Annotated in this window: 17 protein-coding genes; 4 read left to right on the forward strand and 13 right to left on the reverse strand. The window is 74.7% G+C overall.

Annotated elements, in window-relative coordinates; genetic code table 11:
- Positions 1-152: 152 nt before the first annotated feature.
- From ACYP53_RS22660 to ACYP53_RS22690, 7 genes are all read right to left on the reverse strand, one after another.
- On the reverse strand, positions 153-1,580 hold the full coding sequence (locus ACYP53_RS22660) for an RtcB family protein (RefSeq protein WP_459648735.1): 1,428 nt from the start codon (positions 1,578-1,580) through the stop codon (positions 153-155).
- Between the two features lie 76 nt (positions 1,581-1,656).
- A complete protein-coding gene (locus ACYP53_RS22665) occupies positions 1,657-2,112 on the reverse strand; it encodes an archease (protein ID WP_459648736.1) in 456 nt (151 codons plus the stop codon).
- A 133-nt stretch (positions 2,113-2,245) separates the two neighbouring features.
- Entirely contained in the window at positions 2,246-3,694 is a 1,449-nt protein-coding gene (locus ACYP53_RS22670) for a HEAT repeat domain-containing protein (protein ID WP_459648737.1), read from the reverse strand.
- Between the two features lie 193 nt (positions 3,695-3,887).
- Positions 3,888-4,688 (reverse strand): maleylpyruvate isomerase family mycothiol-dependent enzyme, encoded by an 801-nt coding sequence (locus ACYP53_RS22675; RefSeq protein WP_459648738.1) that lies wholly within the window; start codon positions 4,686-4,688, stop codon positions 3,888-3,890.
- 128 nt (positions 4,689-4,816) lie between these two features.
- Positions 4,817-6,172 (reverse strand): styrene monooxygenase/indole monooxygenase family protein, encoded by a 1,356-nt coding sequence (locus tag ACYP53_RS22680; protein WP_459648739.1) that lies wholly within the window; start codon positions 6,170-6,172, stop codon positions 4,817-4,819.
- A 61-nt stretch (positions 6,173-6,233) separates the two neighbouring features.
- Positions 6,234-6,986: a thioesterase II family protein gene (locus tag ACYP53_RS22685; RefSeq protein WP_459648740.1), complete on the reverse strand. Its 753-nt coding sequence runs from the start codon at positions 6,984-6,986 to the stop codon at positions 6,234-6,236.
- A gap of 162 nt (positions 6,987-7,148) precedes the next feature.
- Entirely contained in the window at positions 7,149-8,396 is a 1,248-nt protein-coding gene (locus tag ACYP53_RS22690; RefSeq protein ID WP_459648741.1) for a serpin family protein, read from the reverse strand.
- 267 nt (positions 8,397-8,663) lie between these two features.
- Between ACYP53_RS22690 and ACYP53_RS22695 the strand changes: the two genes are divergently transcribed.
- Positions 8,664-8,870 (forward strand): hypothetical protein, encoded by a 207-nt coding sequence (locus ACYP53_RS22695; protein WP_459648742.1) that lies wholly within the window; start codon positions 8,664-8,666, stop codon positions 8,868-8,870.
- An 18-nt stretch (positions 8,871-8,888) separates the two neighbouring features.
- Here ACYP53_RS22695 and ACYP53_RS22700 read toward each other — a convergent pair whose 3' ends face one another.
- From ACYP53_RS22700 to ACYP53_RS22710, 3 genes are all read right to left on the reverse strand, one after another.
- Positions 8,889-9,533: an AAA family ATPase gene (locus ACYP53_RS22700; RefSeq protein WP_459648743.1), complete on the reverse strand. Its 645-nt coding sequence runs from the start codon at positions 9,531-9,533 to the stop codon at positions 8,889-8,891.
- 64 nt (positions 9,534-9,597) lie between these two features.
- On the reverse strand, positions 9,598-10,260 hold the full coding sequence (locus tag ACYP53_RS22705) for a response regulator (RefSeq protein ID WP_459648744.1): 663 nt from the start codon (positions 10,258-10,260) through the stop codon (positions 9,598-9,600).
- Positions 10,235-11,407 (reverse strand): sensor histidine kinase, encoded by a 1,173-nt coding sequence (locus ACYP53_RS22710; RefSeq protein ID WP_459648745.1) that lies wholly within the window; start codon positions 11,405-11,407, stop codon positions 10,235-10,237. Before ACYP53_RS22710 ends, ACYP53_RS22705 begins: the two co-directional genes overlap by 26 nt.
- A gap of 175 nt (positions 11,408-11,582) precedes the next feature.
- Here ACYP53_RS22710 and ACYP53_RS22715 point away from each other — a divergent pair, with 175 nt between their 5' ends.
- Positions 11,583-13,871 carry an MMPL family transporter gene (locus ACYP53_RS22715; RefSeq protein WP_459648746.1) on the forward strand — a complete coding sequence of 763 codons (2,289 nt, stop codon included), beginning with the start codon at positions 11,583-11,585 and terminating at the stop codon, positions 13,869-13,871.
- Positions 13,872-14,086: 215 nt separating this feature from the next.
- Positions 14,087-14,269, forward strand: coding sequence for a hypothetical protein (locus ACYP53_RS22720; RefSeq protein ID WP_189918694.1), 183 nt, complete (start codon positions 14,087-14,089; stop codon positions 14,267-14,269).
- A 63-nt stretch (positions 14,270-14,332) separates the two neighbouring features.
- Here ACYP53_RS22720 and ACYP53_RS22725 read toward each other — a convergent pair whose 3' ends face one another.
- The 3 genes from ACYP53_RS22725 to ACYP53_RS22735 form a co-directional block, all read right to left on the reverse strand.
- Entirely contained in the window at positions 14,333-15,322 is a 990-nt protein-coding gene (locus ACYP53_RS22725) for an ABC transporter ATP-binding protein (RefSeq protein ID WP_459648747.1), read from the reverse strand.
- A gap of 172 nt (positions 15,323-15,494) precedes the next feature.
- On the reverse strand, positions 15,495-18,323 hold the full coding sequence (locus ACYP53_RS22730; RefSeq protein ID WP_459648748.1) for an ABC transporter permease family protein: 2,829 nt from the start codon (positions 18,321-18,323) through the stop codon (positions 15,495-15,497).
- On the reverse strand, positions 18,320-21,532 hold the full coding sequence (locus tag ACYP53_RS22735) for an FtsX-like permease family protein (protein ID WP_459648749.1): 3,213 nt from the start codon (positions 21,530-21,532) through the stop codon (positions 18,320-18,322). The genes ACYP53_RS22730 and ACYP53_RS22735 overlap by 4 nt, the downstream gene beginning before the upstream one ends.
- 407 nt (positions 21,533-21,939) lie before the next feature.
- Here ACYP53_RS22735 and ACYP53_RS22740 point away from each other — a divergent pair, with 407 nt between their 5' ends.
- Positions 21,940-22,677 (forward strand): ABC transporter ATP-binding protein, encoded by a 738-nt coding sequence (locus ACYP53_RS22740; RefSeq protein WP_459648750.1) that lies wholly within the window; start codon positions 21,940-21,942, stop codon positions 22,675-22,677.
- Positions 22,678-22,687: the final 10 nt, after the last annotated feature.

A 22,687-nucleotide genomic window follows, 5' to 3' on the forward strand; every position in this document is an offset into this window, starting at 1 on the left:
CTGTGTCGGGTGCGTCGGTTATCAAAGCGCTCGCGGCGGGGTCTGTCGAGAGACCTGGCCGGGGCAACCGGGTACCACTCGGCTGCGGGCGCACCGGCGACGGCCCGAGCCACGGCGTCGAACGCGCGGCGCCCCGCACCGGGAACGCCGGCTCATCCCTTGCAGACGCCCAGCGGCACCAGCCGGGCGACCGGCCGCGCCAGCCCGGCGGCCTCGGTGACGGCCGCCACCGCGTCGACGTCCTTGTACGCCTCGGGTGTCTCCTCCGCGAGCGCCCGCCACGAGGTGGGCCGGACCGCGATGCCCCGCGCCTCCAGGTCGCTCTTGAGCTGCTCGCCGCGCACGGTGCGCAGCGCCCGGTGCCGGCTGAGCACCCGTCCGGCGCCGTGGCAGGCGGAGTGGAAGGCCTCGTTGCCGGGCAGGCCGACCATGACGTACGAGGCGGTGCCCATGGTGCCGGGCACCAGGACCGGCTGCCCGGCGGCGGCGAGGTCGGCGGGCAGGTCCGGGTCGCCGGGCGGCAGCGCGCGGGTGGCGCCCTTGCGGTGGACGCACAGTCGCCGGGGCGCGCCGTCCACCTCGTGGGTCTCCAGTTTGGCGAGGTTGTGCGAGACGTCGTAGACCAGCTCCAGCCCGACGCCGAGCGCGGTGGCGAAGGCGCGTCGGGCGGCTTCGGAGAGCAGCTGCCGGTTGGCGCGGCCGTAGTTGGCGGCGGCGGTCATCGCGCCCAGGTAGGCGCGGCCGCGCGGCGAGTCGACCGGGGTGCAGGCGAGTTGGCGGTCCGGGAGGTCGATCTTGTAGCGGTGCAGTTCGCGGTCCATGGCGTGGACGTGGTCGGTGCAGATCTGGTGGCCGAGGCCGCGTGAGCCGCAGTGGATCATGACGCAGACCTGGCCGGGCCGCAGTCCGAAGGCGGCCGCGGTGTCCGGGTCGTGCACCCGGTCGACGGCCTGCACCTCCAGGAAGTGGTTCGCCGAACCGAGGCTGCCGACCTGCTGCAGCCCGCGCTCCACGGCCCGGGTGCTCACCTCGCCGGGGGCCGCGCCGGCCAGCACGCCGCGGTCCTCGCAGCGCTCCAGGTCGCGCGGTACGCCGTGGCCGTGCTCGACGGCGTAGCGGGCGCCGCCGAGCAGGAGGTCGTCCAGTTCCTCCGGCCCGGACAGCTGCCACAGGCCGCCCCGGCCGAGGCCGCGCGGGACGGTGCGGTCCAGCAGGTCCATCAGCCGGCCGATCCGCTCGGGGTCGAGCTCCTCCCGGTCGACGCCGGCCGCCAGCAGCCGGACCCCGCAGGAGATGTCGAAGCCCACCCCGCCCGGCGAGACCACCCCGCCCTCGTCGACGTCGGTGGCCGCGACCCCGCCGATCGGGAAGCCGTAGCCCCAGTGCACGTCGGGCATCGCGTAGGAGGCGCGGACGATCCCGGGCAGCGTGGCCACGTTCGCCACCTGTTCCAGCGCCTTGTCCCCGGCGTCCTGCGGCAGCAGCGCCTCGGAGGCGAAGACCACCCCGGGCACCCGCATCGGCGGGCGCTGCTCGATCCGCCAGCGGCAGCGGCCCGCCGCGGTCAGTGCGATCTCCATCCCGCTCACCCCGCTCACCTCGCTCGCACCGCTCGCACCGCTCGCCCTGCTCACCTCGCGCGCACCGCTCGCGCGCTCAGACGTCCACGGTGACCCGGCAGGTCCAGCCGTCCGGCCCGGCGCGCAGGTCCAGGTCGTGCAGTGAGACGGCCTTCGGCACGGCGCCGACCAGGGCGCCCGTGGCGGTGTCGGCCATCCGGAAGCGCACGGCCACGGTCCGGGCGCCGTCCAGCCCCTCGATGCGGCCGATCGCCAGCGCGACGGGCAGTTCGCCGTCCGCGTCCATCCGGTAGATGACCTCCTCCAGGACGCCCACGAGCAGGTCCGCGTCGCTCACCCCGAGGACGGTGCAGCCGCGCTCGCCGACGACGCGCGCGCCGCGCAGGTCGGCGAAGCCGTCGACGACGGCGCGCACCAGCTCGCCGATGCAGCCCTCGGCCGTCGGCGCCCAGGCCTCCACCCGCAGGTCCGCCGTGTGCGGCACGCTCCGGTGGCCGCTGCCGGACCGGCCCGCGGGCTGCTGTCCGTCCACGGGCGACGCCTCCCGAACCCGTTGCCGTCCTCCCTCCAGCCTCGTCCCCCGGGCAGCCCGGGGGCAAGTCGCGCCGGTCACGGGGGACGGTTCCGCAGTCGCCGACCCGGGCCGGGCCGGTAGCCGCCGGCGGCTACGTGCGGTCGGACACCGGACGGAGCACGTCCCGCAGCAGCTCGACCACGCTGTCGGTGAGCTCGGTGCGCCGCCGCTCGGCCAGGGCGAGCAGTTCGGCGGCCTGGCCGGGGTCGGCGTCGAGGGACGGCAGCGGGCGGGTGCGCCAGGGGTGCGGGGCCAGCTCGCGGATCCGGGTGGTGGCGTCCGTCGTGCCCTGGGCGGCGAGTCGGGGGTGGGTGTCGCCGCTCGCGAGCAGGGCGGCGCGCAGCGCGGTGCGGCGGTCGTGCCGGTTCAGCAGCCGGTACCCGGCCCGTCGGACGGCCGGTCGCCGCGGATCGGCGAGCAGGTCCCAAAGCAGGTCGACGGGCAGCCGGGTGGCACCGGGGGTGAGGGCGCCGGCGGCCTCCTTGACCACCGCGGCGGAGTCGTCCCGCAGCAGTTCCGTGACCCGGGGCACGGGCACCAGGTCGAGGCTCCGCAGGGCCCGCAGGGCGTGGACCCGGACGGCAGGCGCCGGGTGGTCCAGGAGGGTGGTGAACAGGGGGCCGTCGGCCCGGCCACCGGTCTCGGCGAGCCCTCCGATCGCCCCGACCGGCGGCTCGGGGGCCCGGACGGCCGCGCGGTAGTGCGCCAGCGGATCCGTACCGGTGCGGCGCGCCGCCTCCCGGGCCAGGGCTCGGATCAGCGGGGCCGGGTCGTCGAGGTGGGTCAGCACGGCCTGCGGGGCGCCGGTGCGCATCAGCCCGGTAAGGGCGGTGATCCGTACCTCGGCGTGCCGGCTGCGGGCCAGTCGGCGCAGCAGCTCGGCCTGGTCGGTCCAGACCGCCTGCCGGGCGGCAGCCTCGACGGCGCGGGCCCTGACCGGCCGGGCGGGGTCGCTCTCCGCGAGGGCCGCGAGGTCACGGAGCCCGAGGCGGTGCGCGGTGGTGTCGAGGACGAAGCCACGCACCGCGGGCTCGGGGGCCGTGAGGAGCCGTCCGGACAGGGCCGAACCCGGCTCCGCCAGCAGCGGCACGCGCAGTTGGCCGAGCGCGAAGGCGCCGTGCCGACGCCGGTTGAGCAGCAGGGCCGTCCGTACGGTCGCCGGGGTGGCCAGCAGGGGCTTCTCGTGGAGCAGCACGGCCAGGCCCGCGCACGCCGGCTCCCGGACCTGCCGGACCCAGTCGGTGGTCCGCAGGGCGAGGAACGGCATCAGCTCGGGGCTCGGCCGGTCCAGCATCCGCCGCACCACGCGCTCACGGACGCGGCCGTCGGCGTGCGAGCCCGCCAGGGCGAGCGCGACCGGGTCGGCCTCGGTGGGCGTCGGGGCGGGGCGCGTCGAGTACCACGACTCCCGGCGGATGAAGGCGTCCAGGCGCAACAGCAGCGCCGGACGCTCCGCCAGCAGCCGCAGCGCCTCCAGCGAGCCGTCGGGGCGGTCCACCGAGCCGGCCGCCAGCAGCGCGCCGATCAACTCCTCGAACACGCCCCCCTCCTGGGACCGCGCCCCGGCCACCGCCAGCCGGACACGCTCCAGGGCACCCACGCCCCGGGGAGCGCTGCGGGCGGGACTGCTGACGGCGGAAGAAGAAGGTCACCGCGCCATCCTGCCCCGGCGCGGCGACCCGCCGCTTCCGATATTCGCCGCCGTCAGGAGCCGCCGACCGCCCCGCCGGGTCCTACTTCTCCTCCGGCTCCCAGGCGCGGAGCAGGTCGAGCAGCCCTGCGTCCCCGTCCACGCGCAAGGACTCGGCCTTGATGCGGTCGTACAGGTAGAGGACCAACTCACTGGCCGTGCCATGGACGGAGGCGCCGGCCGCCTCCGGCTCCTCGCCGGTCGCGGCGGTGGGCGCCGGGATGCGGGCGGAGCGTGCGCCGTCGCCGTCGACGGTGAGGCGCCAGGAGAGGCCTTCGGCGGAGTGGAAGTCGAAGGCCGTGGGCTTGTGCGGCCAGGCACTCGGCGTTCCGCAGACGGTGAACAGGAACTCCTCCACACCGTCGAGTGTCACCTCGACCGGCAGCGGCTGCGCGGCGCCCCCGGCGAGCTGGGCGTCGTACGTGTGCACCGCGGTCTCCTGGACCCGGTGCCGGGCGACACCGCCGGAGGTCTGCGGTGACTGCGACGCGGACCACCACGTCCAGCAACCGCCGTCCGGGCCCGCCTCGCGCAGGGCGCCCAGCAGGAGCTCCGTCGACTCGGCCAGCCAGGCCAGCAGGACCTCACGCTCCCGCGGCAGTTCCAGGGCGGCGCGCGCGGCGGCGGCCTCGGCCGGGGGACCGTCGGCGGGCCCCGCTCCGACGATGGCGGCCCAGAAACGGTCTCCCCCACCCAGGTGCTTCACCAGATCGAACAGCGTCCACCCGGGGCAGGTCGGCACCTCTGCGTCGAGACTGGGCGCGGCGGCGACCACGGCGCGGAAGGCGGTCGACCGCTCATCGATCAGTCGCAGCAGGTCGGAAAACTCAAGATTCTTTTGCACGCCGGATGTCTATCACCGTGCTCCGGTGATCGGAAAGCGATTTTCACAGTCCCTCGGGTGGCACGAATCCGGCACACGAGTCCGCCGCACGAATCCGGCGCTCGGAGTCCGGGGAGAGGAGCGGGTGCTCAGCTGTCGGCGGCCGCCACCGAGGCGAGGTAGGCGGCGGTCAGGCCGGGGGTGGCCAGCCAGGCGGCGTGGTCGCTGGGTTCGGCGTAGGTGTTGGCGAGGCGGCGGGCGACTTCGGGGTGTTCGGCGGCCGCGGCGAAGACGCCTTGCAGGTGGTCCGGCATGGTCAGCATCGAGGCGGTGAACTCCACGGTGTGGCGGGCGTGTTGCTGCCAGAAGTGCTCGACGGTGCGGCACATCCAGTCGGCCGTGAAGGGGGCGTCGCCGTGCTCGACGACGGCCCGTCGGTAGGCCTCGGCAGCGCGGGCCGCGCTGTTGGCGCCCTGGCCGGTGATCGGGTCGTTCACCACCACGGCGTCGCCGAGGCCGAGCACATGGACGGCGTCCACGCCCGAACCCAGTTCCGCGACCGTGCGCCGGACGGTCGGGGTGACCGCGCCGAACAGTCCGGCTCCGGCATCGGTCGGCTCGGCCTCCGTCCAGAGCTCCGCCTCCCACGGCAGGTACTCGCCCAACAGGTCGCGGATCCTGGCCAGTTGGACGTCGGGCGGCGGGGCGTCGCCGAACCCGTCCAGCGGGCCGCCGGGCAGCGCCTCCCAGAGCAGGATCGCGCAGGGGCCGGAGAGGGTGAGCGCCGGCTGCAGGTAGAGCTCGCCGAGGCCGGGCAGGGCGTGCATCCGCGCCCGGGGCTCGGCGGCCGGGTCGGGTGAGCCGACGCCGTGCGCGTAGAGGCAGGACAGCACCCGCTGCGGCCGGTCGAAGGGCGAGCGGACGGCGTCGCGCTCGAAGATTCCGGCGAGTTCGCCGCGCCCGGCCGCGACCACGGTCAGCTCGTGCCGGCGGGCCAGTTCGCGCAGCCCGTCCCGGTCCAGCGAGCGGTACTCGACGCGGGCGCCGCGATCGGCCAGCAGTTCCAGCCAGCCGGCCAGCTTGAGCCGCTGGTCCACCGACTGGGCCGGCTCGTCGAGCGTCATGGTGAACTCGAGCGCCCGTACGGCGGGCGGTGCCGCCAGCACGGCAGCCACGGCGGCGACGGCGGGCGTCCGGTCCGCCCAGAGGTCCAGCCCGGCGGCCGCCTCCAGCCGCAGCGCCGGGCCGAACATCGCCTGGGTGGACAGCACCCGCCCGCCGCGCAGCTGCTCCGGGGTGCGCTCGGCGACCAGCGTCACCTCGTACCCGTCCGCCACCAGTCCGAGCGCGAACTGCAGGCCGGCCTGGCCCGCTCCGACGACGGCGATCCGGCGCAACGCGGCCTCCCGGTGGTCTGCTTGGTCTGCTTGGTCTGCTTGGTCTGCGTGGGCTGCTCGGTCCACCTGCCCGGCCTGGCGGCCCCGGCAGTCCTGACGGATCGTCAAGCTCGCACAGTAGCCGAGCGGCGGGCTTCGGTCACCAGTGCGTGTGCCGGGACGGCTGCGATCAGCCGCGCAGGTGGTCGACGAGCAGCCGGACCACCTCGTCGGTCCGGTCCGCCAGGTAGAAGTGCCCGCCCGGGAAGATCCGCTGGTCGTAGCCGCCGGTGGTGTGCCGGTCCCACTGGCCGACCTGCTCGACGGTGGCGTTCGGGTCGGTCTCGCCGATCAGGCCGGTGATCGGCACCGACACGGTCGCGTCCGGGGCGCAGCGGTACGTCTCGACGGCGGTGTAGTCGGCCCGCAGGGCGGGCAGGACCAGTTCCTGCAGGGCGGGGACGGCGAGGATCCGGTCGTCGGTGCCGCCGAGCCGGACGATCTCCTCCATCAGCTCGCCGTCCGGCAGCTTGTGGACGGCGGTGTCCCGGGGCAGCGAGGGCGCGCGGCCGGCCGAGACGAACAGCCGCACCGGCCCCTTCAGGCCGGCGCGCTCGAAGCGCCGGGCGGTCTCGAAGGCGACGGCCGCGCCCATGCTGTGGCCGAAGAAGGTGAGCGGCAGGTCGGTCCAGTCCCGCAGCTCGCGGAACAGTTCCTCGGCGAGTCCGTCGATGGAGCTGATCGTCGGCTCCATGAAGCGGTTCTGCCGGCCCGGGTACTGGACGGCGAGCACGTCCGCGTACGGCGCCAGCGCGTTGGCGTACTCCAGGTAGTAGCTGGCCGAGCCGCCGGCGTGCGGGAAGATCACGACCCGGGCGGGCGCGGAGTCGGACGGGTTGTACCGGCGGAACCACGGGTTGTCGACGTCGGCGCTGCTGGGCATGCGGGATGGTGCCTCTCTCCGTGACGGACTGTTGCCTGCCCCAGTCTGGCAGTGCGGGGCCGGGCACGGGGTGTTGTGGTGATCACGCGCCCCGGCCGGGCCGGTTGCCGGCGGCCGTCCGTTCGCCCACCCGCTAGTCCATCCGTTTCGTCCGTTGGTCCGTCAGTCCTCGTCCGGCCACTCCTCCCACGGGTCGTCCTCGGGCTCGCGGTCGGCTTCGCGGTCGGGCCGGGTGACCCAGCCCGCCGCGAGGACCAGGCCGGAGGTGCGGTGGACCGCGAGGAAGCCGAAGGGCCTCCCGAACTCGACCCGGGCGATCCGCTGCAGGTAGGGCGGGCGCCGGGTCTCCGCGGCGGCGCCGATGGCCACGCCGAGGGCGGTCACCGAGGCGGCCCGGAAGCCGAGCGGGCCGAAGGTGGCGGTGGCGCGCTGGCGGGCGCTGTTCAGGTACAGCGGCTCGCCGTCCGCGAGGCCGGGCAGCCGGTGCTCGGTCTCCGAGCGGGCGCTCAGCGTCCGCAGGCCGAAGACCTCCTTGTGGGTCAGCAGGTCGTGGTCGGCCTCGACGGTGAACCGCGGGACGGTCACGGCCAGCAGGTCCTCCGGCTGGTACCGCGCGATCCGGGCGATCGTGAGACCGGGGCCGGGAGTACCGTCGGGCAGCCGGTCGGCGGTGGTCCGGCGGTGCCGCTGGTTCAGCGCCTCGATCCCGGCGGCCAGCACCCGGCCGGGCCTGGCGTCCGGCTCCCCGAGCAGCAGATGGACGCTGATGTCGCCGTAGCCGAGCACCCTGGCCTCGGTGACGAGGCCCGCCGGGGTCTCCAGGACGGCGACCCGGTCCAGCATCGACGTCCACCGTGACAGGTAGCGGACGGGCTCGGCCCACCCGTCGTCCTCGCCGTACGGCACGCCGTAGGACTCCTGGAACGGGCGGATCCAGTCGGTGCGGACGGTGAGCGCGGCGGCCAGCACCAGCCGGGTGTCCTCGTCCACCTCCACCGGCATCGCGTCGATCTGGCCGTCGGTGGCAGCCTTGGCCCAGTCGTCCAGCACCAGGCGGTCCTCCTCGACGTCGCCGGTCAGCCGCCCGTGCACGTCCGCCGGGAGCCCGGACAGCCACTCGGGGCGCGGCCGCAGCCGCGGCGAGGTCCAGAGGCCGAGCGCGGAACCGACCGCCGGGACGTCCCGCAGCAGGCCGAGGAGGTCCCGGGCCCGGTCGGCGGCGGCCGCCGGCGGCAGGCCGAGCGCCTGCGCCAACTCGCCCCGGACCTCGGGGCTCCCGGCCGGGGCCAACAGCCCGAGCAGCGGCCAGACGCCGGCCGGCATCAGGACCGTTCCCTCCGCCGGGTCTGCCTGCTCGACCCACCGCACGCCCAGCGCGTTGGCCGCCCGTACGGCTCCGGCCTTGCTCATCCGTCCCCCTGTGCTCTGTGCTCTGTCTGCTCTGTGCTCTGTCATCTGTAATGCGTGTCCGGCGTAGGACGCGCCGAGCGTAGGGCGGAGGCCGGGCCGGGTGCGAGCGGTTATCGCGCCTCCGGCCGTGCGCCGTCCTGGCAGGATGTCCCCATGAGCGAGCCCGACACCGACTGGATCACCGTCGCCGCCTACGAGAACCTGCCCGGCTGCCCCACCCCGTGGGCCGCCGTCCGGGCTTGACTGCGTGACCGGGGCATCGACTGGATGCCCTTCCCCGCGGACGCCCTGCGATTCGGCCTGGCCTGCGGGGTCGGTGCCGACGGCCACTGGCACGGCTGGTACGACGTCCAGGTCGCCGCTGACGCCCTGCGCCCGCTGGGGCTGCACCCCGATCAGCCCACCGTCGCCGTCAACGGGCCCTCCCCGCCCGGCTGGTGGCACGCGGAGGCCGAACGCCGTGCCCGCCGCTGAGGCCACCGGTCCCGAGGCCTACCGCTGTGGCCCGTCCTCCGGGCCGAAGCGGACCGCCTCCGCCCGGGAGCGGGAGGCGGCGTCCAGCAGCAGCACCGAGGAGGCCTCCGGCGTCGGCAGCGGCCCGCCGGCGCGCACGTGCCGGGTGAAGGCGGCCAACAGCTGTTCCAGGCCCCGGTGGTGGCGGGCGAACACCCGGGCGGAGGCGTGCCGGCCGCGGGCCCGCTGGCCGTCCAGCGCGGTGTCGGCGCCGACGTCCAGCAGCACCAGGTGCAGCTCCCGGCCCCGCCGGCCCGCCTCCCGGGCCAGCCAGCGCCGCATCCAGGCGCGGCTGCCGCAGGCGTGCACCAGCAGCGGTCCGCCGCGCCGCACCGAGGCGCGCAGCAGCCGGAAGTGTTCCAACCGCGCCCAGGGCCGGTACACGGCGTACGGCAGACGGTCCGGCATCACCGCCTCGCAGGCCTCGTGCACCGTCCGCGGGTCCACCGACCGCACCGCCGGCCCGGACCAGCGGCGCAGCAGCGTGCTCTTCCCGGCGCCGGGCAGCCCGGACACCACCACCACGGCTCCGGCGGGGTAGGCCGCCACGAAGCCCGCCCCGGCCTGACCGCGCAGGTCGACCACCCCGCGCGGCGCCACGACCGCTTCCACCCTGCTGCCCACCAGACCCCCGTCCACGTCCGACCGGGAACCCTAACAACTCATCGGACATGGCTCGGTACCCGGCTCAGGTTCCGGGGAGGATACGGCGCGTCTCGTAGGCCCACATCGCGATCTCGACCCGGTTGCGGGCGCCGAGTTTGGCCATCAGGCTGGCCAGATGCGTCTTCACCGTGCTGAGGCTGATGTGCAGTGCATCGGCGATCTCGGTGTTGGTCAGCCCGCGAGCGACGGCGAGAAGCACCTGCTCCTCGCGGGCGGTGACGGGTGAGACCGGCTGGGCCGCGGGCCGGCCGGCGGGCAGGTCCGCGAATGCCTGGAGGAGACGGACGGTGACGCTGGGCGCGATGAGCGCCTCCCCGTCGGACGCCGACCGCACGGCCTGGGCCAGAAGGTCTGGTCCCGTGTCCTTGAGGAGGAATCCGCGGGCGCCGGCCCGCAGCGAGCCGTAGACGTACTCGTCGAGGTCGAACGTGGTGATGACGACCACGGCCGGCGGGTCGGCGACGCCCGGGCCGGCGACCAGCCGGGTGGCCTCGAGCCCGTCGAGTACGGGCATGCGGATGTCGAACAGGCAGACGTCGGGGCGCAGTTCGCGGGCCAGACGTACCGCTTCCCGTCCGTCGGCGGCCTCGCCGACCACCTCGATGCCGGGCTGGGCGTTCAGCATGATCCGCAGCCCGGTGCGGATGATCGTCTGGTCGTCAGCGACGAGGACGCGTATGGACACCGCTCTCGCTCCTCGCTCTCGGCAGCTCGGCTTCGACATACCAGCCCCGGTCGGTGCCCGGGCCGGCTCGTAGTGTGCCGCCGATCAGGGTCGCGCGCTCGCGCAGTCCGGTGAGTCCGTATCCGTCGCGACCCCGGCCGGTGCGCCGGCCGTCGTCCCGCACGCTCACCCGTACCGTGTGCCGTTTCGCGGCGACCCGGACGACGACCTCGGTCGCGTCGACCGCGTGGCGCAGCGCGTTGGTCACCGACTCCTGCACGATGCGGTAGACGGCGGCGTCCACGGCCGGGGGCAGCGTGTCCAGCTCGCCGTCGAGCCCCAGGTCGACCCTGACGCGACCGCCGGGGGTGCGCACCAGGCGCTCCAGATCCGCGACGCCGGCCGGGGGCGCCAGCTCGGCGCCGACCCCGCGGTCGCGCAGCGCGGCGACCATGGCGCGCATCTCCTCCAGCGTGCGCGCCCCTTCCTCCTCGATCCCCTCCAGCGCCCCGACCGCGGCGGACGGTTCGGTGCCCGCGAGCACCCGGCCTGCCTGGGCGATGATCACCATGGCCGACACGTGGTGGGCCACCGTGTCGTGCAGTTCCCGGGCGAGCTGCTCGCGCTCGCGGGAGCGCACCTGCTCCAACTGCCGCTCGCGAGCGGTCACCCGGAACCGCACCGCGGCCCCGAGCACGCCGGGCAGCAGCCCGAAGACGAAGCCCGCGACCTTTTCGACGACCGGGGTGTCGTCCGCGACGACACACAGCGCGAACGCCACGACGATCATCGCGCCGCCCAGCACGATCTCCCGTCCCGATCCCCACCGGGGCAGCGCGTACACCAGCACGAGCACGACCGCGCCGGTGTACAGGCCGACGGGCTCGCGCGGTGCGGCGACGAGCGAGGCCACCTGAAGCAGGACCACCGAGCCGAACGCCAGCGTGACCGTCGCCAGCGGGCGGGTCCGGCGCCACAGGGGCAGCAGGCACAGCCATACGGCGAACACCACCGCCACCGGACGCCACACGACGTTCTCGCGCAGAGTGGCCTCCAGCGCCACACCGGCAAGGCCCGCGGCGGGCAGCGCCCAGTCCCGCCGCAGCCGGGCGGGCGCGTCGGGCGGCCGGGGTTCGGTCCACAGGGTTCGCAGGTCGTCTCGGAGCACGGTTCCCAGCCTAGGGACCGCGGCGTGCCGCGCATCGGCCGAAAGGACGGGTCGTCACTCCGCCCCGGGGCCGACGGATCCGCGGCCCGCGGGCCGATGCCGCGGAGCGCCGTGGCGACGAGCCTCGGCATCGGCGGCCGTACAAGGACGGCCGACGAGGTGGTTGGAGGACCCGATGCTCTCGAAAGCCCTGTTGCGCCTGGGCACAAGCGCCGCCCGCCATCCCTGGCGGGTGATCGCGGCCTGGCTGGTCGCCGCCACGCTCGCCGTCCTCGCCGCCGTCGCCTTCGGCGGGCGGAACGTGGATTCGATGACCGTTCCGGGACTGGACTCCCAGCGGGCCGCGGAACTGATCGAGCGGGCCGGCACCGGTCAGGAGGGGATGACCGCCCAAGTCGTCGTCACCCCCCTCGACGGCGCCGCGACGTTCTTCGACCACGACAGTGCGCGCACCGCTCTCACGCGGCTGCGGACCGAGGTGAAGCGGCTGCCGCACGTGCTCGGCGCGAGCGACCCGGCGGGGGCACTCGACGCGGGCGGGGACACCGCCGTGCGCGGCGGCCTCGTCTCGGTCGACGGGCGGATCGCGGTCGTCCGGGTGCAGTACCCCGACCAGAGCCGGCTGTCGGCCGAAGACCTCGACGCCCTCGTCCATCTCGGCGACCGGCTGCGCGCCGAACTGCCCCTGCGCATCGAGATGGGCGGGAGCCTCTTCTACGCCTTCTCCGACCCCGACGGCGGCGCGAGCGAGTTGATCGGCCTCCTCGCCGCGGCCGCGATCCTGTTCCTGGCGTTCGGTTCGCTCGTCGCCGCCGCGCTGCCGATCGGCATGGCGGTCTTCGGACTGACCGTCGGGGTCGCCACGATGACGGTACTGGCGGGGGTGACGGACGTCCCCACCTTCGCACCGGTCCTGGGCGGCATGGTCGGGCTCGGCGTGGGCATCGACTACGCGCTGTTCGTGCTCGCCAGGCACCGGGAGTACCTCGCGCGCGGGCTCGATCCCCGCGAGGCCGCGGGGCGAGCGGTGGCCACGGCGGGGAGGCCCGTGGTCTTCGCCGGCGGCACCGTCGTCGTATCGATCCTCGGCCTGGCGGTCGCGAACGTACCGTTCATGACGGTGGGCGGGCTCGCCGTCTCGATCGTCGTTCTGACCATGGTGGTCGCGTCGGTGACGCTGCTGCCGGCCTTCCTCGGCGCCGCCGGCCCACGCCTGGCCCGGGCCGGCCGGATCGGCCGGATCAGCCGGATCGGCCGGGCTCTGCAGAGCAGGACGCCGGGCCGACTCGCACGGCGGCGGGACCCGGCGGCAGGCGCCGCCCACGCCACCGGGTGGCGTCGCTGGATCGGGCACGTCAGCCGACACCCGATGCCGTACGCGGTCGGCGCGGCGGGGCTGCTGCTGACCGCGACGCTGCCCGTGCTCGGCCTGCGCGTCGGCCTGCCCGACGACGGCTCGCTGCCCCACAGCCGTACCGAGCGCCGGGCCTACGACCTCGTCGCCGAGGGGTTCGGCCCGGGCAGCAACGGTCCCCTCGTCATCGCCGCGGACCCCGCCGGTGATCCGGGCGTGCTGGACCGACTCGTCGCAGCGGTCGCGGCGGATCCGGGCATCGCATCCGTCGCGCCGACGCACCTCGATCGGGCCACCGGCATCGCGACCCTCGTGGTGTTCCCGACCACCAGCCCTCAGGACAAGGCCACGGCCGACACCATCGCCCGGCTGCGCACCGACGTGCTGCCCACGGCGATCGGGCACGGCCCGGCCAGGGCCCACGTCGGCGGCGCCGCCGCGAGCCTGTCCGATGTGGGCCGACGCACCAGCCAACGCCTGCCGGTGTTCGTCGCCGCCGTGCTGGCGATGTCGTTCCTGCTGCTGATGCTGGCCTTCCGCTCGATACTCGTACCGCTCAAGGCGGTACTGCTGAACCTGCTGAGCATCGGCGCGGCCTACGGCATCATGGTCGCGGTCTTCCAGTGGGGTTGGGGAGGCGCACTCATCGGGCTGGAAGCGACGGTTCCGATCGTGTCGTTCATCCCGATGTTCCTCTTCGCCATCCTGTTCGGCCTGTCGATGGACTACGAGGTGTTCCTCCTCTCCCGCGTACGCGAGGAGTACCTGCGCACCGGCGACAACGGCACGGCGATCGTCGAGGGCGTTTCGCGCACCGCCCGGATCATCACCTCGGCCGCCCTCATCATGGTGGCGGTCTTCCTGTCCTTCGCCGTCGCCGAGGACCCCTCCACCAAGATGTTCGGGCTCGGCCTGGCCACCGCGATCTTCGTCGACGCCACGGTCGTACGCATGGTGCTGGTACCGGCGACCATGACACTCCTCGGCCGGACCAACTGGTGGCTGCCGAGGTGGCTGGACCGGATGCTTCCCCGCGGCCCGGTCGGCACCGACGACACCGACGCCGAATCCACGGGTGAGGCCCCGCGTCCACGGCTGGCCGACCGCTGACTCGACTCCGGCCCCGGCCCCGGCCACCGCGACCGCCACCGCAGGGGCGTGCGATGGGCTGTAAAGCGCCCCTCCAGTGCTTCGAGCGCCGACGCGGGCGACCTCTCGCGCGGCCCCCGGCGGGAAGAACCGTCCGTGGGCACTCGACCGTGCGGGCCGACCTGCCGATACATCCCCCGGCGGCGTTCCCCGCACCAGCCCCGGGAGGCACTACCTTGACCTGGCTACGCGTCCTGACCGCACTGGGCATCCTCGCCGTGGCGGCCAGTGCCCTGATCGTCTTCGCCCTCTGCACCTCCGCCTCCCGCGGCGAGCGCGCCGCCGAGGAGGCACCGTCCGGCTCCCGGACGGACGCCGAGCGCAGCGGGCTGTTCCAGCGGATGGGCGGCGACGGCTGACACGCGCCGCCCTCCGGGGCCACCCTTCCGCCGGGCCGGACCGGACCGCCGGCCGGATCCGGGTCAGTGCCCCGCGATGTCGTCCGGACGCACCTCGATGTGGTCGGCCGCGAGGTCGACCGCCACCCGGTGCTCCATGCCCAGCGCCTCCAGGAACTTGACCGGCAGCTGCACCCGCCCGGTGCGGTCCAGCATCACGTACTCGCGCTCGTTGACCGACTCCTCGCCGTGCTCGTCGGTGACGGTGCGGCGCAGCACCTCGCTGCTGGTCCGGCCGTCCCGGATGGCGACCGTGCGGCGGACCTCGCCCGCGACCATCGGGTCGTGGGTGACGATGACGACGGTGGCTCCGAGTTCGCGGTTGACGGTGCGGAAGGACTCGAAGATCACCCCGGCGGTCTCGGAGTCCAGCTCGCCGGTGGGCTCGTCGGCCAGCAGCACCGGCGGGTTGTTGGCCATCGCGACCGCGATCGCCACCCGCTGCTGCTGGCCGCCGGAGAGCTCGTTGGGCTTGCGGTGGGCGAGTTCGCCGATCTCCAGCGCCTCCATCAACTCGGCGACCCGGGCCGCCTGTTGCTTCGCGCCACCGGCGCTGGACCGGCGGCCGCGCAGCTGCATGGGAAGGGCGATGTTCTCGGCGGCGGTGAGGAAGGGCAGCAGGTTGCGGGCGGTCTGCTGCCAGATGAAGCCGACCACCTCGCGCCGGTAGCGCAGCCGCTCCTTGACCGACATCTCCAGCAGGTCGCAGCCGGCCACGGTGGCGGTGCCGGCCGTCGGCACGTCCAGCCCGGCGAGGATGGTGAGCAGGGTGGACTTCCCGCTTCCGGAGGCACCGACGAGGGCGACCAGGTCGCCCTGCCGGATCGTCAGTTCCAGGCCCTGGAGCGCCTGGACCTCGACGCCCTCGGCGCTGAAGATCCGGACCAGCCGGTCGCAGACGATCGCCGCGCCCTCGCCGTACGCCCTGGGCGAGGCGGCGGCCAGCGCCCGCTGCCGGAGCTCCTGCAGGCTGGGGGCCTCGACGACCGGCCGCTCCTGGGGGGTGCTCTTCACCGCTGGTCTCCTGTCTCGACTGAGTGCTTCATCGTGCCGGTTTCCACTGTCCCGGCGGGGCGGCCTGCCGGTGTCACGAACCGGTCCGCCGCTTCCCGTGTCACCGAACCCCGCGTCACCGCTCTCCGTGTCACCGCTCTCCGTGTCACGGCCCGGGCGGCCGCCTCCCGTGTCATTGCTGCTCCCCCGCCCGCAGTTCGGTGGCGATCTGGCGCCGGCCGGCGACCAGGGTCTCCAGCACCACTCCGAGGCAGACCAGCAGTGCCAGGCCCGCGGTGGGCAGCAGCACCGGCATCAGCGCGGGCGTCAGGGCGTCGCCGACCTCGGCGCCGACCAGGGTGGAGATGTCGAACGCGGGCCCGAGCAGTCCGACCGCCGCCGCGGCGACCAGGCCGCCGCCGACGGCCGCCGCCAGGGTCTGCGGCAGCGCCTCGGCGACGATCAGCGCCAGCCCCTGCCGGGGCCGCAGCCCCATGGTGCGCAGCCGGGCCAGCACGGCCGTACGGTCCGGCGCAGCCCGGAAGAGCGTCAGCAGGACGGCGAGCAGGGCGAATCCGCCGCCGGCGGCCGCCGCGTACCAGAACAGCCGCCCGGCCGCGTGCTGCAGCGGGTCGTCGGCCAGGGCGGCGGCGGCCTCCCGGCTGCTGTGCACGGTGTATCCCGCGGGCAGGCCGTGGGTGGCCTTGCCGGCGGCCGCGGCCTCGTCGGCGATGAGCTTGGCCATACCCGTCGGCTGGGTCACGCCACCGTCCCGGAGGACCGCCCGGACCTGTTCGGGATCGGGGTCGCCGACCGCGAACCACTTGTTCATCCGGTTGAGCTCCGGCAGGCGTTCGGCGGCGGGGCCGGCCGGCACCACGACGAACGGCTTGCCCGGGTCCGGCAGCGCGGGCGTCGCGGTGACCGTCCCGGCGACGGTGGTGCGTACCTGGTTCCCGCTGGGTACGCGGACCTGCGGATCGCCCGCGGCCAGGCGCTTGGCCAGGTCGCGGCTGAACAGTGCGGGCACCGGGGTGTCCCGGCCGCCGGGGGTGCCGGCGAGCTTCGCCGGGTCGAACTCGCCGCGCCCGAGGGTGCGGGCGATCTCGGCGTACGCGGTCGGCTCGGCGACCACCAGGTAGGCCTCGGTGGACTCCTTGTCGGCGCCGATGAACAGGGCCTTGCCCTCGACCCGGACCCCGGTCGCGGCGCGCACCCCGGGCAGTGCACCGGCGGCCTTGGTGAACGACTCGGACAGCGTGGCGTACTCCGGGATCACCACCGAGGCGTCACCCCCGGTCGCGATGCGAGCGGCTTGCGTCCGGACGTGGTCGACGGTGTCGAGCACGGTGGCGCCGAAGCCGGCCGTGGTGACGGCGATCAGCAGGGCGAGCAGCGGCAGCGCGGAGGGCCGACGGCGGCCCGAGTTGTCACGGGCCGCCCGGGCCAGGCCGAGGAAGCCGACCAGGCCCCGGCTGCGACCGGTGAGCGCGGCCAGCCAGCCGACCACCACCGGCTCGATCCGGGCCAGCACCAGCCCGCCGGTGACGGCCAGCAGCAGCGGCGCGGCCACCAGCAGCGGGTCCACCCCGGCGCCGGAGTGCCCGACCCCGCGGCGCCGGACCTCCGCCACGGCCGCGACGGTCACGGCCAGGACGACGAGTTCGCCGATCGCCCGGCGCCAGCCGCCGACCGCGCGGTTCCGCGACCAGAGCAGGGCCGCCCGGGCCGGGAAGGCCAGCAGCGCGCACAGGGCCGCGACGAGGGCCGCCAGGACGGCGTACCCCCAGCGCGGGGTGGGCAGCAGCACCAGGGCGAGCGCCGTCCCGAGCACGGTGGCGGGCAGGACGGTCGCCGCGCCCTCGCCGAGCAGGCGCAGCAGCACGCCGCCGCGCGAGCCGCCGCGGGCCTGGAGCAGCCGGATCTCGGCGGTGCGCCGGTCCGTGGTCAGGGCCGCGGCCAGGAACAGCACCACGACGGCCACACCGGCGACGCCGGCCGGGCCGATCGCGCTCAGCGGCATGGCGGCCTGGTAGCGGGCGTCCGCCCGGGTGAGCAGGTCGGACAGGTTGGAGGTGGTGTGCAGGTCCGCGCGCTTGGTGGCGTCGACCAGGGCCGAGGCGCCGCGTCCGGTCTGGAAGGAGGCGATGGTGGCGCGGGTGCGGTCGAGCTGGTCGGCCCGCAGCGAGGCGGGGTCGACCGGCAGGCGCCAGAAGTTGTCGCCGCCCGAGCCCCAGAGTGCCAGCGCGGTGACGCTGCCGCTGTCGACGAAGCCGGTGGTCTGCCACCAGTTGATGCCGTTGGGCCCCATGTGCAGGCAGGCGCGGGCCGGGCAGCCGAGGTCGTCCCAGTAGGGGTCCAGCGGTTCGTTGACGCGGTAGAAGCCGGTCACCACGCTGCTCGGCCCCGTGCCCGGTCCGCCGGCGCCGTTGTCGACGGTGTCGCCGAGCTTGATGCCGACGGTCGCCGCGGCCTTCTCGCTGACCACGATCGGCAGTGGGGCTCCGACGGTGGCCGGGGCGGGCCCGGGCCAGGTGCCGGCGGTCAGGGTGACCCGGTCGGCGAGGCCGTGCAGGTAGAGCAGGGAGATCGTCGGCGCGGCGTTGTCGGACAGCCGGGCGTAGCCGGGGTTGTGCATCTTGGCCTCGGTCTGCGCCTTGGTGCCGTAGGCCTCACCGGGCCTGGACAGCGTCAGCTCCCGGCCGATCCGCGTGGCGATCTGCTCGTGGGCGGAGTCCAGTTCGGCGGCGGTGTCTCCGGTCCGGGTCTTGGTGGCTGCCTGCAGGCTGGTCAGGTTCAGGCCCTGGTGGCTCACGTAGTCCCGCAGCGCGGCGTCCGCTCCCCGGTCCGCGACGCGGGGGAAGGAGGCCGCCAGGAAGACCGTCACCAGGGTGAGGGCCGCCATCAGCAGCGCGGCCGCGGGGTTGGCGCGCAGCCTGGTGCGGACCCAGCCCGCGGGCCGGTGGGCGGAGGCGGGGGTGGGCACAGGAGTGGGCACGGGGGTGCCGGCCTTGGTGGTCACATCTCCTCCACGAGGCGCAGCCGGGCGGCCACGTTCCTACGGCGGCGTCCGACGAGGAAGGCGGACAGCAACGGGACGACGGCGATCGCCGCGGTGAGCAGGAGCGCCTGGCCCAGCGGCAGTTCGACCACGGCCTCGGGCAGCGGACGGCGCGCCGCGGGGGTCAGCACGACGAACGGCACGATCAGGTGGACGAGCAGTGCCCCGAGCCCGAGTCCGACCGCTCCACCGAGGGCCACCAGGATGGCCGGCTCCGCCGTGGTGGTACGGGAGACCAGCCGACGGGGCGCGCCCAGGGCGAGCAGCAGGGCCGAGTCCTGGGAGCGTTGACGGGCGGAGCCGGCCACGGCGGCGCCGAAGCCGATCGCCGCGAGGACCGCGGTGACGACCGCGATGGCCGACAGCGCGCTCTGCGGGGCGGCGCCGACCGGGTCGCCGAGGAAGCCCTCGGCCACCTCGTCGTACAGCCGGACGTCCTGCGCTCCGGGGGCCGAGCGGACGGCCGCGGCCGCCTGCGCCGGGGTGCGGTCGTCCGGGCCGGTGGCGGGCAGCCACCACTCGGCGCTGTTGGCGACCGTGCTGTGCTGGGCCAGCAGCGCCCGCGCGGTGGTGGCCAGGTCGATCACGACCGCGGTGCGGCCCGCCACCGGCAGGGCCTCGACCGCTGCGGTGACCTTGATCGGGAGGGTGGCCCCGCCGAACGGCACCCGCACGGTGTCGCCGACCGAGGAGCCGGTGGCCTTCAGGTAGTCACGGGTGGCGACACCCGGCACGGTGGCCGGTGCCCCGGTCTTGCCGGCGCCGCCCCTGGTCCCCCAGGAGATGCCGGCCGGCAGCGGGACGGCCGTCGCGGGCCCCGCCTCGCTGTCGGAGACGGCCAGCGTCCGGAACGAGGTGTCGAGGTCGGTCTTGCCCCTCGCGGAGGCGGTCGCCCCGATGACGGTCAGCGGCGCGGCGACCGAGCCCAGCGGGGCGTCGACCAGCGTGCTCAGCGAGGCCGAGCCGCGCAGGCCGCCGTCGGTCGGGACGCCGTTGAACGGGAGCTTGTAGACGATGCCGAAGCGGTCCCGGGCGAGGAGCGTCACCCGCAGGGACGGCTCGGTGGACGGGAACCCGGTCGAGTCGGTCGCGAGCTCGGCGTCGATCCGCAGCGGATGCCCGGGCAGCGGCACCCCGTCCGGCACACCGGCCGCGGCGGGAAGGGCGAGCGGACGGAACAGCTCGTCCCGGCCGTGCCCGTCCAGCAGGTCCTCGCGCACCGGGACGCGCTCGGCGAAGGCGGCGGCGTCCAGGGCGAGCACCTGTCCGGTACCGGAGGGCAGTTGCTGCTCCTCGCGCACCACCGGGATCAGCCGGTCACCGCCCGGCAGCGCGCCGAAGCGGCCGGCCTGGCCCATCAGCGAACTGTGCGAGGCGGAGATCCGCAGGCCGCCGAGCGTGGTGAAGGCGGCCTGGTCCCGCTGGGAGGCGGTCCAGGTGGCCTGCTGACCGAGGGCCAGGACACCGGTGGCGACGGCCATGACGAGCAGCAGCACCGGGCCCGTCGCGCGGGCGGGCTGACGGGCCAGCTGCCAGCCGACCATGGCCGGGCCGAGGCCGCGACCGCCGGCGGCGACCCGGGCACCCAGCCGGGCGGCGAGCGGCAGCAGGCGCAGCACCACCAGGGTGCCCGCGCACAGTGCCAGGGTCGGGGTGGCGACCAGCAGGAGGTCGACGCCGAGCTCACCCGAGGAGTCCGTGGAGAGCCCGCCGCCGTACTGGCTCAACTGCTGGTAGGCGAGGGCGGCCAGGAGCAGGACGGCGAGGTCGCCGCCGTTGCGGGCGATGCCGGAGACCACGGCCTGCCGGCGCCCGGTCCGGCGGCGCAGGGCCGCGCCGGCGCCGCGCAGCAGGCTGGGCACGGTGGCCAGCACGATGCAGGCGAGGGCGCAGAGCCCGGCCACCGGCCAGAGCGTCCAGGCGATACCGGTCTCCAGGGCGACCTGGTGGGACCTGCCGAGACCGGCCAGGACCCGGACCAGGAAGGGGGTGAGCAGCGGTGCGAACACCGCCGCGGGGGCCGCGAGCAGCACCAGCTCCAGGGCGGTGAAGCCACCGAGCCGGGTGCCGGAGGCGCCGCGGGCCGCGAGCAGTTCGTTCTCCCACTCCTGGCGGGAGGAGATCAGCCGGACCACCAGCAGCAGGGCCGCGGCGGCGAGGACCGCCAGCTGCAGCGCGCCGATCAGCAGGGTGGACCGGGCGACCATCATGCTCGCCGACAACTCGCGCATGACGTCCGTCAGTTCGGTCGTCACGCTGAGCGAGGCGGTCTTCCGCAGGTCGTCGGTGAGGCCTGGGGCACGGTCGCCGACGGCCTGGGCGGTGTCCTGGTCGACGCCCGCGAAGTCGGCGTCGAGCAGCCAGCTCCGGCTGCTCTGCAGCAGACCGCCCGCGGTGAACGCGCTCTGGTCGACCATCATCGGGCCGAAGGTGGTGAAGCCGCCGACCTCGACCTCGTGGCCGCCCACCGGGTCGATCCGCCAGTACGGGGCGAACGGGTCGACGGCCCGGTAGGCGCCGGTGATCCGGACGGTCAGCGGCTTGCCGTCGAACCGGTCGGTGAGGCGGATGTCGGCGGGCAGCGCCTGCTCGGTCAGGCCGAGCCGGACCAGCATGCTCTGCGGGACGGCGGCCTGCGGGGCGGTGGCGTTGACGGGTGCGCTGGCGGCGCCGGGCCACGCCCCGGCGACCAGCCGGACGCGGTCGTGGTCGATGTCGGCGAGGACCGTCAGGTCCGCCTTGGCCCCGGCGGCCTGTCCTGGCGCTGTTCCTGGCGCTGTTCCTGGTGTTCCTGGAGCTGTTCCTGACGCTGCTCCTGACGCGTCGGCTGTCCCCGGCGCGCCGGCGGCGTCACTGCCGGGCAGGCCGTAGGAACGGCTGCGCAGCATGCTGTCGGTGCGCACGGGCAGGTCACCGAAGAGCCTCTGCCGGTAGGAGGCGAGCGCCTCCTCGTCCTTGGCCCGCTGGTCCAGACCGTGTTCGGCGGTCACCACCACCGTGGTGCGGGTGTGGCCGGGGCCCTGGAGCGCCTGCCGCAGGCCGGCCCGCCCGACACTGCTGTTGAAGGTCACCAGAGCGGTGAGCACCGCCGTGGTGATCAGCACCGTCAGCAGGACGGCGGCAGCCAGCGGCAGTCGCCCGCGCAGTCGGCGCACGACGAAGCCGAGCATCAAGTTCCTCCCCCGGATTACGTCCCCGGTAGCGTCAACCGGCCCCGCCCATCGACCCGATCCGCGCACAAATCGACCACGGATGGACACATCGAGAGCACACCGGCGCATTGACCACCGGCATTCGGTCACCGGATAGCGGACGATGCTGTCAGATTCGATCCAGGAACGGAAGGGACTTGCGCGAATCAAGTAAGCAATGAGCAAATTCCTTTCATAGGTAGCATCCCAGCCGAGGATGCGCCGTGGAAATGCCATGCACACTTCACAACTCCGCCTCCACCACGCTCCTTTCGCCCGGGACTCCGACTTCTCGGATTCCTCTCGGAGAACGTGAACCGACGGAGCCACCGCATCCGTAGACACCGGATAGGACCGGGTCACACGCCCACCAGGGGGGACGCCGCATGACGCAGGATCAGGCCGCCACCGCCACCGCCACTACGACCACCGAGCCGATGGTCGCCGTGACCGACCTCCGCCGCAGTTTCGGCACCGGTGAGCGGACCGTGCACGCGCTGCGCGGAGTCTCCTTCACCGTCGGACGCGGTGAACTCACCGCGCTCAAGGGCCGCTCCGGCTCCGGCAAGACCACCCTGCTCAACCTGGTCGGCGGACTGGACTCCCCGACCGGCGGCGGCATCTCCCTCGACGGCATCGACCTCGTCGGACTGAACGAGGACGGCCGGCTCGCCCTGCGCCGGGAGCGGATCGGCTTCGTCTTCCAGTCCTTCGGCCTGATCCCGATGCTCACCGCCGCCGAGAACGTCGGTGTGCCGATGCGGCTGCGCAAGGTGTCGCCCGCCGAGCGCGAGGAGCGCGCGCACACCTTGCTGGCACTGGTCGGCCTGGCCGACCACGCCAACCAGCGCCCCGGCGAGCTCTCCGGCGGCCAGCAGCAGCGCGTCGCGATCGCCCGCGCGCTGGCCAACGAACCCGGCCTGATCATCGCCGACGAGCCCACCGGCCAGCTGGACTCGGAGACCGGCCGCTCGATCATGGAGCTGCTGCGTGCGGTGGTGCGCAGCGAGGGCGTCACGGTGCTGGTCGCCACCCACGACCCGACGCTGATGGGGCTCGCCGACCGGGTGATCGAGCTCAAGGACGGCCGGATCGTGGAGGAGGGGACGGAGCAGGCCGCCTGACGGAGGCCGA

Source organism: Kitasatospora sp. Ki12, from assembly GCF_054601375.1.

Coding starts and splice junctions, on each gene's coding strand:
- ACYP53_RS22715 (WP_459648746.1), top strand. CDS start 11,583: ATGCTCTCGAAAGCCCTGTTGCGCCTGGGCACAAGCGCCGCCCGCCAT.
- ACYP53_RS22740 (WP_459648750.1), top strand. CDS start 21,940: ATGACGCAGGATCAGGCCGCCACCGCCACCGCCACTACGACCACCGAG.
- ACYP53_RS22735 (WP_459648749.1), bottom strand. CDS start 21,532: ATGCTCGGCTTCGTCGTGCGCCGACTGCGCGGGCGACTGCCGCTGGCT.
- ACYP53_RS22660 (WP_459648735.1), bottom strand. CDS start 1,580: ATGGAGATCGCACTGACCGCGGCGGGCCGCTGCCGCTGGCGGATCGAG.
- ACYP53_RS22690 (WP_459648741.1), bottom strand. CDS start 8,396: ATGAGCAAGGCCGGAGCCGTACGGGCGGCCAACGCGCTGGGCGTGCGG.
- ACYP53_RS22685 (WP_459648740.1), bottom strand. CDS start 6,986: ATGCCCAGCAGCGCCGACGTCGACAACCCGTGGTTCCGCCGGTACAAC.
- ACYP53_RS22695 (WP_459648742.1), top strand. CDS start 8,664: ATGCCCTTCCCCGCGGACGCCCTGCGATTCGGCCTGGCCTGCGGGGTC.